Origin of the sequence: Mesorhizobium sp. M7D.F.Ca.US.004.03.1.1, assembly GCF_003998635.1 — a bacterium.
Lineage (GTDB): Bacteria > Pseudomonadota > Alphaproteobacteria > Rhizobiales > Rhizobiaceae > Mesorhizobium > Mesorhizobium loti.
The window spans coordinates 1-10,860 of the sequence record NZ_RZQG01000108.1 but is presented as its reverse complement, the minus strand read 5'-3'; the positions used below and the strand labels follow the sequence as shown (position 1 = coordinate 10,860).

Annotated in this window: 11 protein-coding genes; 9 read left to right on the top strand and 2 right to left on the bottom strand. The window is 63.8% G+C overall.

Annotation, left to right across the window (positions count from 1 at the left end):
* Both EN935_RS09415 and EN935_RS09410 read left to right on the top strand, forming a co-directional pair.
* On the top strand, window positions 1-414 hold a 414-nt coding region (locus EN935_RS09415), incomplete at its 5' end, for a GntR family transcriptional regulator (protein ID WP_164771058.1).
* 221 nt (window positions 415-635) lie between these two features.
* Window positions 636-1,991: a glutamine synthetase family protein gene (locus EN935_RS09410; protein WP_127263542.1), complete on the top strand. Its 1,356-nt coding sequence runs from the start codon at window positions 636-638 to the stop codon at window positions 1,989-1,991.
* Between the two features lie 102 nt (window positions 1,992-2,093).
* Here EN935_RS09410 and EN935_RS09405 read toward each other — a convergent pair whose 3' ends face one another.
* Together EN935_RS09405 and EN935_RS09400 are read right to left on the bottom strand one after the other, a co-directional pair.
* A complete protein-coding gene (locus EN935_RS09405; RefSeq protein WP_127263540.1) occupies window positions 2,094-2,783 on the bottom strand; it encodes an SDR family NAD(P)-dependent oxidoreductase in 690 nt (229 codons plus the stop codon).
* Window positions 2,784-2,919: 136 nt separating this feature from the next.
* Window positions 2,920-3,780 (bottom strand): MurR/RpiR family transcriptional regulator, encoded by an 861-nt coding sequence (locus EN935_RS09400; protein ID WP_127263538.1) that lies wholly within the window; start codon window positions 3,778-3,780, stop codon window positions 2,920-2,922.
* 181 nt (window positions 3,781-3,961) lie between these two features.
* On the opposite strand from EN935_RS09400, the gene murA reads away from it, so the two are divergent.
* The 7 genes from murA to EN935_RS09365 all read left to right on the top strand — a co-directional run.
* A complete protein-coding gene (murA, locus tag EN935_RS09395) occupies window positions 3,962-5,218 on the top strand; it encodes a UDP-N-acetylglucosamine 1-carboxyvinyltransferase (RefSeq protein ID WP_127263536.1) in 1,257 nt (418 codons plus the stop codon).
* Window positions 5,215-6,096, top strand: a complete 882-nt coding sequence (locus EN935_RS09390) for an N-acetylglucosamine kinase (protein WP_109661903.1) — start codon at window positions 5,215-5,217, stop codon at window positions 6,094-6,096. Before murA ends, EN935_RS09390 begins: the two co-directional genes overlap by 4 nt.
* A gap of 175 nt (window positions 6,097-6,271) precedes the next feature.
* Entirely contained in the window at window positions 6,272-7,195 is a 924-nt protein-coding gene (murQ, locus tag EN935_RS09385; protein ID WP_127263548.1) for an N-acetylmuramic acid 6-phosphate etherase, read from the top strand.
* Window positions 7,196-7,341: 146 nt separating this feature from the next.
* On the top strand, window positions 7,342-8,859 hold the full coding sequence (locus EN935_RS09380) for an ABC transporter substrate-binding protein (protein ID WP_127263534.1): 1,518 nt from the start codon (window positions 7,342-7,344) through the stop codon (window positions 8,857-8,859).
* Between the two features lie 34 nt (window positions 8,860-8,893).
* Window positions 8,894-9,853 (top strand): ABC transporter permease, encoded by a 960-nt coding sequence (locus EN935_RS09375; RefSeq protein ID WP_127263532.1) that lies wholly within the window; start codon window positions 8,894-8,896, stop codon window positions 9,851-9,853.
* Window positions 9,853-10,692 carry an ABC transporter permease gene (locus EN935_RS09370; protein ID WP_109661895.1) on the top strand — a complete coding sequence of 280 codons (840 nt, stop codon included), beginning with the start codon at window positions 9,853-9,855 and terminating at the stop codon, window positions 10,690-10,692. The genes EN935_RS09375 and EN935_RS09370 overlap by 1 nt, the downstream gene beginning before the upstream one ends.
* Window positions 10,689-10,860: ATP-binding cassette domain-containing protein (locus EN935_RS09365; RefSeq protein WP_127373285.1), on the top strand; the 172-nt coding region annotated here is incomplete at its 3' end. The genes EN935_RS09370 and EN935_RS09365, both read left to right, overlap by 4 nt.

Sequence of the window (10,860 nt, the reverse complement as noted above, 5' to 3'; positions counted from 1 at the left end):
ATCCTCGAAGGCTCGGCGACCGAGCTAGCGACGAAACGCATCAACGGCAACAATCTGCGGACGATCCGGCGCCACTGCACCGACCTGACCTTGGCGGCCCGCAAGGGCGATATCGACGATTACCTGCGCAAGAACCACGACTTCAAATTCTCGATCTATCGCCATTGCGGCAACGAGCAGATGATCTTCCTGATCGAGACCGTGTGGATGCAGGTCGGCCCGTTTCTCAGGAACCTCGCCATGGGGTTCGAGGATGATCTCGCCTCCATTCTCGACATCGACTATCACGAGGAAGTCGTCGCCGCGATCGAAGCCCAGGATGGGGAGCGCGCCCGCGCGGCCATCGTGCGTGATATCGACGAAGGCGCCTCGCACATCCTGCGGCAGGCCAGATTTCCGAAGACGAGAAGCTGAAGTCGCCCCTTGGCTTTCCGTGCTCTTGCCTCTATGTTGCGATCGCAGATCGCGCAATTGGTTTTGAAATGCCTCCCGACATCCCGGCTAGTGACTTGAAAAAATAAGGAAAAGCCCCTTGGCGACAGCCAGGTCCGTTTTTCAAAAACTCACAAGCTATTTACCAGGGACAGTGCAGCCGGTCAGGCTTGCGGGGACCTTCAAAAACCAGAGGTTATAAATTGAGCGATGCAATTGCGGACGTTTTGAACTGGCTTGAAAGCAGAACCGACATCCAGAGCCTCAGGGCCGCGGTGTGCGATCTCAACGGCATCATGCGCGGCAAGCGCATACCGGTCGAGCAGGCAAGAAAGGCGCTGGAAGGCAAGCTGCGCATGCCTTACTCGCTGATCGGGCTCGATGTCTGGGGCGAGGATATCGAAGGCAATAGCCTGGTTTTCTCGACCGGCGATGCCGATGGACTGTGCCAGTGGACGGGGCGCGGCATTCTCCCGGTGGCCTGGACGGCCCATCCGACGGCGCTCATCCCGCTCTGGCTTGCCGACGAAAGCGGCGCGCCCTATCTCGGCGACCCGCGACGGGCGCTGGCCCGCATCCTCGATCGCTACAAGGCCTTGGGCCTGACTCCGGTCGCGGCAACGGAACTCGAATTCTATCTCGTCGATCCGCAATCGCAGCGGCCGGTCGGACCTGTCTCACCGGTGACCGGGCGCCGTCTCGATTCCGACGCGGCACTGTCGATCGATGAGATCGACGACTTCGAATCCTTCATCCACGACGTCTATGAAGCCTGCCGGACGCAAGGCATCCCCGTCGACACCGCCATCGCCGAAAACGGCGTGGGTCAGTTCGAGATCAATCTGAACCATGTTGCGGACGCCTTGCGGGCTGCCGACGACGCGGTGCTGTTCAAGCGCACGGTGAAGGGCATTGCCCGCAAGCACGGCTTTGCCGCCTGCTTCATGGCCAAGCCCTATGGCGACCGGGCCGGCAATGGCTTTCACGTTCATTTCTCCCTGGTCGACGGCGAAGGCCGCAACGTCTTCGACGACGGCACAGACCAGGGCTCGGAGACCATGCGCCATGCGGTTGGCGGCCTGCTTGCGGCAATGGCCGAGAGCACGCTGGTGTTCGCACCACACTTCAATTCGTACCGCAGGCTACGCCCAAGATCCTACGCACCAACCGCGGTCGCCTGGGGTTATGAGAACCGCATGGTCGCGATCCGCATTCCCGGCGGACCGACCGGTGCGCGTCGTATCGAGCATCGCGTTTCCGGAGCTGACGCCAATCCCTATCTGGCGCTTGCGGCCATACTGGGCGCCGCGCTGACCGGCATCGAAAGACAGCTGTCGCCAGGGGATCCGATCGGCACTGACGGCCAGGGACTTCCGCCGGCAAAGCTGCCACCGGACTGGGCGTCCGCGATCGCCGCCTTTGAAAGCGGGACGCATGTGGCGGAGATCTTTCCGGCCATCCTGCGCGACTCTTTCGTTGCCTGCAAACGGCAGGAATTGAACACGTTCGCGCTCAATGTCAGCGATTTCGAGATCGAGACATACCTCGAAAGCGTCTAGACTGACCTATAGGGGCACCGTGGTCGACCAGATTGTCGGCGGTGTGAACTACGACCGCATCGACCCCGATGCGTTACTTCCCCTGGGCGATCATCTGGATTGTCAAAACGCCTCGACCCAGGGCCGCAGCTCAAGCTCCGAGCTCCAGGCGCTGCGATGCTGGCGATGGGTTGTGAGATAGGCCTCGGCGATGGCGTCCGGCGATAGCCGGCGGTCCGGCCGCTCGGGATCGGCTGCTTGTCCGGGCGGCTCGATCTGGCCGTCGATGATGAAGTGGGCGACGTGGATGTTCTGTGGGGCGAGCTCGCGGGCCATGGACTGCGCCAGGCCGCGCAGGCCGAATTTAGGCATGGCAAAGCCGGCCGAGCTGGGAAATCCCTTCACACTGGCAGTGGCGCCGGTGAACAGGATCGATCCGGAACCCCGCGCCAGCAGCCGCCGCGCCGCCTGCTGGCCGACCAGGAAGCCGCCATAGGCACCGACCAGCAATGCCTGTTTGACCGCTTCGGCATCGAGCTCGGCGATCGGGCCGCGCGTGCGCGCGCTGGCGTTGAACACCGCGAGTGCCAGCGGGCCGGCCTTGTCGGCGGCGTCGAACAGCCTGGCGACGGACGCAGCGTCGGCGACATCCGTCTCGACGGCAAGTGCACCGGTCTCGTCGACCAGAGCGCTCAGCTTTTCAACATTGCGGGCGGCCAGAACCACGTGAAAGCCTTCGCGGGTGAGGAGGCGCGCCAGCGAGGCGCTCAGACCAGCGCCTGCGCCTGCAATGACGGCCACATCGGATGTCATGATTTTTCTCTCCTTGCGGATTTGGACTGAAGCAGGGTCGCGCCTTCGCGGGTGACAGGCAAGAGATGGCATTGCTGCAGTTGTTGAGCCAGACGGCCGCAGAAACGGCGTGCGCAATCCAATATCGCCTGTGGCGCTACGAAGACCGCTCGGCCTTCAGCACCGAGACCGCCGCTTCGCTGTTGTGGACATACTCATTGGCATCCGGCTGCTTCTGCACCAGCAGGATGAACAACAGGTCGGTCAGCGTCAGCTGCGCGTCGCGCGCGGTGATGGAGGAGGATCGCGCACGCTCTTCGTCGGCGATCGTGTAGAGGCAGATGTCGGCGACCCGGCTCAGCGGATTGTCGTGCAGGCCGGTGACGGCGATCACCATGGTGCCGCGCTTGCGGGCAAGCTCGGCAATGCGCAGGGTTTCGATGCTGGCGCCGGAATAGGACAGCGCGAACAGCACATCGCCCGGCCCGAGCGTCGAGACATTGGCCATCTGGATGTGGCTGTCGCTGTCGTGCAGGACATTGCGGCCGAGCTTCATCAGCTTGTAGGAGAAATCGCGCGCCACCAGCGAGGATGCACCGACGCCGACCAGATGGATGCGGCGCGCCTTGTCCAGCAGTTCCAGCGCCCTGGAGATGATCCGCTCGCTGTTGGTCTCGGCGGTCCGCTGCATCGACAGAAGCTTGCTGCCGATCAGCTTCTTCAAAATGACCTGGTAGCTGTCGCCGACCTCGATAGAACCGTGGATCATGCCGGCCGGCACCTGCCATTCCTGCGCCTTGGCCTCGCTGACGGCGAGCTTGAGTTCCTGATAGCTGGCATAGCCGAGCTTCTGGCTGAACTTGACGACGCTCGACTGACTGCGTCCGATCTCGGCGGCGAGTGCGGCCGTCGACAGGCGCAGCATCTGGTCGGGATTGTCGACGATGTACTGGCCGATCTCGCGATCACCGGGCGCCATGCCGTCGAGCTTCGCATTGATCCTGTTCAGGACGGACACGGGATTTCCTCGCGCTTTCAGGTGCCGGGCTAAGGAATAAAATATTCCAATTCCGATTGACAGCCAAGAACGTAGAATTAATTCTTGAACTGGACCGGGCCAAAATCCGGGATTCGGAGCAGCGTCTCCAGAGAGAAGCCGCCCGGGTGTGGCCGGCTTTCGTCGCACAAGGTTGCAGCCCATGGATAGATTGCGGATCGTCGGCGGCCAAAGACTGGAAGGCGCGGTCACCATATCCGGCGCCAAGAATGCGGCCCTGCCGCAGATAGCGGCGGCGCTGCTCAGCCCCTACCCGCTCGAACTGACCAATCTGCCTGATGTGACCGACGTCGAAAACATGCTCGGCGTGGTGCGGCTGCACGGCGCCGAGGTGACCCGGTCGGCGCATGCCGCGACGATCGACACCAGTGCCGCCGTATCCAAGGAGACGTCATACGATACGGTGCGAAAGATGCGGGCGACGGTGCTCGTTCTGGCGCCGCTGCTGGCGCGTTTCGGCCATGCGCGGGTTTCGCTGCCGGGCGGCTGCGCCATCGGCGCGCGGCCGGTCGACATGCATGTGGCGGCACTTGGCGCACTGGGCGCCAGGATCGCCATCGAAAACGGTTCGATCGTCGCCTCTGCGCCGAACGGGCTGAACGGCACGCGCATCGTCTTGAGCTCGCCATCGGTCGGCGCGACGGAAACCGCTGTCATGGCGGCGACCACGGCCAAGGGCGAAACCGAGATCCTCAACGCGGCGCGCGAGCCGGAAGTGGCGGATCTCGCCGCTTGCCTCACCGCCATGGGCGCGCGCATCGAGGGCGCCGGCACGCACCGCATCCTGATTGCCGGCGACACCAACTGGCATGCCGCCACGCACGACATCATCCCCGACCGGATCGAGGCCGGCACCTATGCCATCGCCGCGGCGATCACCGGCGGCCAGCTCGAACTGACGCATGCCCGGCTCGAGCACATGGCATCGGTGGTGCAACTGCTGGAGGCCACCGGCGTCAGCGTCTGGCCCGGCGACCGCGGGCTCATCGTCTCGCGCGACCGGCCGCTGAAAGCCGCCGACCTGACGACGGAACCCTATCCGGGGTTTCCGACCGATCTCCAGGCGCAGTTCATGGCGCTGATGTGCTGCGCCGACGGCGCGTCGCTGCTGCGCGAAACCATCTTCGAGAACCGCTTCATGCATGTTCCCGAACTGATGCGGCTCGGCGCCAACATCAAGCTGCAAGGCACCACGGCGCTGGTGCGTGGTGGCGAGAAACTGCATGGCGCGCCTGTGATGGCCACCGATCTGCGCGCATCGGTATCGCTGGTGCTGGCCGCACTTGTCGCCGAGGGCGAGACGACCATCAACCGCGTCTATCACCTCGACCGCGGCTATGAACAACTGGACCGCAAGCTGCGCCTGTGCGGCGCCGACATCGAGCGGCTGAGCGCATGAACGGTGTGGAACACTATTTTCTGGGCGTCGACGGCGGCGGAACCGGTTGCCGCGCCCGTATCGAAGACGCTGACGGGACGGTGCTGGGGCAAGGCCTGTCGGGGCCGGCGACAACGCGGCTCGGCATCGATGCGGCCTGGGCCTCGGTCGCGAAAGCCTTTGGCACTGCCATCGAGGAGGCTGGCTTCGGTGCAGTGGAGATCGCCCGGATACACACCGGCATCGGCCTTGCCGGCATCGGCCGCAAGGGTGCGCTGGAGGCGTTGCGGGCGATCGTGCATCCGTTTGCCAGCATCGATTTCGTCAGCGACGGCGTCGGCGCCTGCCTGGGCGCGCATTCCGGCCAGGACGGCGCCATTGTCATCGCCGGAACGGGCTCGATCGGCCTTGGCTTCGTCGAGGGACGCGACCTGCGTGTTGGTGGCTACGGCTTTCCGATCTCCGATGAGGGCAGCGGTGCCGACCTTGGCCTGAAGGCTGTGCAACTGGCGTTGCGCGCGCATGATGGAAGGCATGAGCCGACAGCGCTGCTGGCGGAGGTGATGCAGCGTTTCCATAGCGACCCGATGGAAGCGGTTGCCTGGATGGATCGGGCAACCGCCACGGACTACGCAGCCCTGGCGCCGATGGTGATGCGCCATGCTGACCAGGGCGATCCGGTCGGACGGCGCATCGTGCAAAGTGCTGCCGAGCAGATCGATACGCTGGTGCGGGTGCTGTTCGAAAAAGGCGCGCCGCGCGTGACCTTGCTGGGCGGCCTCTCCAGTCCGCTCGAACCCTGGCTCTCTCCTGATGTCCGGCGCCGCCTGAAGCCCGCAGACGGCGATGCTGTGTCGGGCGCGATCATCCTTGCCAAAAGGTCCCTCGACGGACAGTAACGCCTTGCCAGAGAAGGAATAAAATATTCCAAGTTTTTGTTGACTACATGAATATAAAATTCTAAAAAGTTAACAAAGAAAACAGGGCAGCGACGACGGACCCTTGGTCCGTGTGTGCTGGCGCTGGTTGGCCTTGCTGTTCCGGCTGTGCCGCATGGTTTTTGAAAGCAAGCTAATGACCGAGCAAGGGTTGATGTCCGAACTGGACCGGCTGGTTTCCGAGGGCCGGAACCCGAGGACGATGGACATCGACCTGCTGCCGACCATCGACGTGTTGAGCAAGATCAACGATGAGGACAAGGTCGTTCCGGCGGCGGTCGAGAAGGTCGTGCCCGAGATTGCGGCCGCGGTGGATCGGATCGTGCTTGCCTTCCAGAAAGGCGCGCGGCTTGTCTATATGGGTGCCGGCACCAGCGGCCGGCTCGGCGTTCTCGATGCCTCGGAGTGTCCGCCCACCTTCGGCGTGCCCGAAGGCATGGTGGTGGGCCTGATCGCCGGTGGCCCCGACGCGCTGGTGCGGTCGACGGAAGGCGCCGAGGACGATCCGAAAATGGGCGCCAGGGCGTTGCAGGAGATCGGGCTCACATCAAACGATGTTGTGGTCGGCATCGCGGTCAGCGGCCGCACACCCTATGTCATCGGCGGGCTGAACTATGCGAAGCAGGTGGGCGCAACGACGGTCGCCCTGTCCTGCAATCCGGCGTCGACCATTGCCGGCATCGCCGACATTGCCATCTCGCCGGTCGTTGGTCCGGAAGTACTCACCGGTTCGACCCGGCTGAAATCGGGAACCGCGCAGAAGCTGGTGCTCAACATGCTGACCACCGCCTCGATGATCCGCATCGGCAAGAGCTATGAGAATCTGATGGTCGACCTTAACCCGTCCAACAAGAAGCTGGTTGCCAGGGCGATCAGGATCGTCATGCACACCACCGGATGTGCTGCGCAACAGGCCAAGCAAGTGCTCGCCCAGACCGGCAATGACGTGAAGCTGGCGATCCTGGTCACGAACACCGGCATGGGGGTCGAAGAGGCGCGCGCGGCGCTCGGCAAGGCCGGAGGCTTCCTGCGAAAGGCAATCAGCAACGAGACAGCATGAAGCGCATGAGACAAGACGGCTAAAGCCGCATGAGACAAGACGGCGTGAAGCCGCATAGACTGGGCCGATACTCCAAACCATGTGTGTCTTGGAAGCGGTCGGCGGAAACTGCAAGGCATCAAGTCAAATCAAAATGGGAGACGACAATGATAGGGCATCTCACAAGAACACTGCTGTCGGGTATCACGCTGGCCGCGATGCTCGGTATCGCCACGGTTTCGACGCAAGCGGCAACGCTGCATATGGCCTGGTCGCAGGACGCCACCGGGCTTGACCCGCACAAGCAGACGGCGTTTTCATCGCTGCGGCTGCTGGAGCTGATCTATGAGCCGCTGGTGCGGGTCGATGCCAGCCTGCAGATCATCCCCGCCATCGCCACCTCCTGGGAATTCTCAAAGGACGGCAAGGCGCTGACCTTCAAGCTCGATTCCAAGGCGAAATTCCAGGACGGCACCGCCGTGACCTCGGCCGACGTCAAGGCATCGTTCGAGCGCATCCTCGACGAGAAGACCGGGGCTGCCGCACGCGCCAACTTCCTGTCGATCGCCAGCATCGACACACCGGATGCAGCGACCGTCGTCTTCCATCTGTCGCAGCCGGATGCGCCGATCCTGACGGCGATGAGCGACGTCAACGCGGCCATCGTCCCGGCAAGCGAAATCAAGGCCGGGTCGATCGGCACCAAGGCGGTCGGCTCCGGCCCGTTCAAGCTCGACAAATGGGATCCCAACGCCAAGGAAGTCTTGAGCGCCAACAAGGACTGGGCCGGCGGCGCTACCGGCGTCGACGGCATCGAGATCAGCGTGCTGCCGGACGAAGCGGCGATCCTGGCCGCCATGCGCACCAAGCAGATCGATTTCGCGCTGCTCAACGATCCGCTGGTCGCGACGCTGGTGCCAAAGGAGGCCAGCCTCCAGCTGAACCGCGTGCCGGTGCTGGCCTATCACGTGCTGCAGCTCAATCCGTCGCGCAAGCCGATGACCGAGCTGAAGGTGCGCCAGGCCATCTCCTGCGCCATCGACCGACAGGAGGTGCTGGACACCGCTTCGCTCGGCGAAGGCAAGGTCACCGGACCGCTGACCATCCCGGCGCTCGCGACCGACCCGAGCCAGCTGTTCTGCTACAAGCGCGACGTCGACAAGGCCAAGAAGCTGATGGCAGAGGCCGGCTTTGCCGACGGCTTTTCCGCGACCGTGATCGGCGCCACCGGCGAGCCGCCGACGGCGGCCGCGGAAGCCCAGGTCATCCAGTCGCAGCTCGCTGAAATCGGCGTCAAGCTCGACATCAAGATGATGGAGCTCAACGTCTATGTCGACGCCTGGCTGAAGGGCGATTTCGATATGGCGATTGCGCTCAATGGCGGCCGCGCCGACCCCTACACCATGTACAACCGCTACTGGACCAAGGCGGGCAATCTGCAGAAGGTGGCGAACTACATCGACGACACGCTGGACAGCCAGATGCAGCAAGGCCGCGCCGAGACCGATCCGGCGAAGCGCAAGGTGATCTTCGCCGAATTCGAGAAGCACCTCGCCGAAATGTCACCGTGGATCTGGCTCTACACGTCCTACAGCTATACGGCCCAACAGAAGAACATCGCCGGGTTCGTGCCGACGCCGACGGGCACGCTGTTCAGCCTGAGCAAGGTTACCATCCAGCAGTAGCCGCCGCAGGCATTGGACGAGAGGACTTCTTCGCGTGAACTATCTGATGCGACGACTGGCGACGTTTCCTCTCGTCCTGCTTGGCGTGTCCATCCTGGTCTTCGTGGCGATCCGGATGGTGCCGGGCGATTCGATCACGGCCATGCTCGGCACAGAAGCCGGCCTGCTGACGCCGGCACAGCGGGACTCGCTCGCTGCCTATTTCGGCATCGACCAGCCCTGGTTCATCCAGTACTGGCGCTGGATAGGCGGCATCCTGCACGGCAATCTCGGCATCTCGGTCACCTATGGCAGGCCGGTGCTCGACGTCATCATCGAGCGCTTCCCGCTGACGCTCGAGCTGGCCGTCCTGTCGATGATCATCGCGCTCGCCGTCGGCATGCCTGCCGGGATCTTCGCCGCCACGCACAATGAGAAACTGTCCGATCTGGGCGTGCGCATCGTCGCCATGATCGGCCAGTCGACGCCGAGCTTCGTGCTCGGCCTGCTGATCATCTACACGCTGTCGGCCGGCTTCGGCGTGCTGCCGGCGATGGGCGAATTCGCGCCGCTCTGGCAGGATCCCTTGCGCAATCTCAGCCAGATGATCCTGCCCGCGATCACACTCGGCTTTGCCTTCGCGGCCTCGGTCACCCGCATATCGCGTTCGGCGATGCTCGACGTGTTGAGCGACGACTATGTGCGGACCGCCCGCAGCAAGGGCGCGTCGGCGCGCAGCGTCATCTGGCGGCATGCTTTGCCCAACGCGCTGATCCCGGTCGTGACGCTGAGCGGCATCGAGTTCGGCTATTTGCTGGGTGGTGCCGTCATCGTCGAGCAGATCTACGCGCTGCCCGGCCTTGGCCGCATGGTGCTGGATGCGATCCAGCAGCGCGACTATGCGCTGGTGCAGGGCAGCGTGCTGTTCATCGCCTTCAACTTCATGATCGTCAATCTCCTGGTCGACCTCGCCTATGTCGCGCTCGATCCGCGCATCCGGCTGGGGGAGTCCTGATGCGCATGCTGCGCGCCATCTTCAGCCACGGCAGCGGCCGCATCGGCGGCGTCATCGTCGGCGTCTATCTGCTGGTCGCCGTCCTCGGCATGCTGGGGCTGACGCCGCACAATCCCATCACGCAGTTCCGGGTCGACCGGCTGCATGCGCCCAACAGCGCCTACTGGATGGGCACCGACCTGTTTGGCCGCGACGTGGCCAGCCGGCTGATGGCGGGCATCGGCCAGTCCTTCACGGTTGCCTTCTTCTCGGTGGCCTTCGCCACCCTTGCCGGCACGGTTCTCGGGCTGGCCGCCGCCTGGCTCGGGCGCCGCTGGGACGGCGTCGTGATGCGGATCATGGATGTGCTGCTGGCCTTCCCTGCCATCCTTTTGGCGCTGCTCATCGTCACCGTTGCCGGACCGGGCACATGGACCAGCATCGTTGCCATCGGCATCGTCTACACGCCGATCTTCACCCGCGTGGTGCGCGGCCCTGCTCTGTCGCTCAAGGCGCGCGAATTCGTCGACGCTGCGCGCACCTTCGGCAGCAGTTCGTCCTACATCGTGACGCGGCACCTGCTGCTCAATCTGGTGGCGCCGTTGACCGTTCAGGTGACACTGGCATTGGCCTGGTCGCTTTTGACCGAAGCCGGTCTGAGCTTCCTGGGTCTCGGCACTCAGCCGCCGGCGGCCTCGCTCGGCCTGATGCTGAGCGACAGCCGCAATTTGATGGAGACCGCGCCCTGGCTGATGATCTTCCCGGGTCTGGCGATCATGATCAGCATCCTCGGTTTCAACCTGCTTGGTGACGCCTTGCGCGACATCCTCGACCCGAAGATGCGGAGGGCGCCGGCATGACCCCGCTTCTCTCCGTCAGCGACCTGCGCGTCGGCTTCGGCCGCGACCGCCAAGCCAACGAGGTGGTGCGCGGCGTCAGCTTCGACCTCGCCGAGGGCGAAACACTTGCCATTGTCGGCGAAAGCGGCTCGGGCAAATCCGTCACCGCGCTGTCGATCAATCGTCTGA

Bases quoted from the DNA above. Each gene is read 5' to 3' on its own strand.
- EN935_RS09405 (WP_127263540.1), bottom strand. From the start codon at position 2,783: ATGACATCCGATGTGGCCGTCATTGCAGGCGCAGGCGCTGGTCTGAGC.
- murA (WP_127263536.1), top strand. From the start codon at position 3,962: ATGGATAGATTGCGGATCGTCGGCGGCCAAAGACTGGAAGGCGCGGTC.
- EN935_RS09390 (WP_109661903.1), top strand. From the start codon at position 5,215: ATGAACGGTGTGGAACACTATTTTCTGGGCGTCGACGGCGGCGGAACC.
- murQ (WP_127263548.1), top strand. From the start codon at position 6,272: ATGACCGAGCAAGGGTTGATGTCCGAACTGGACCGGCTGGTTTCCGAG.
- EN935_RS09380 (WP_127263534.1), top strand. From the start codon at position 7,342: ATGATAGGGCATCTCACAAGAACACTGCTGTCGGGTATCACGCTGGCC.
- EN935_RS09370 (WP_109661895.1), top strand. From the start codon at position 9,853: ATGCGCATGCTGCGCGCCATCTTCAGCCACGGCAGCGGCCGCATCGGC.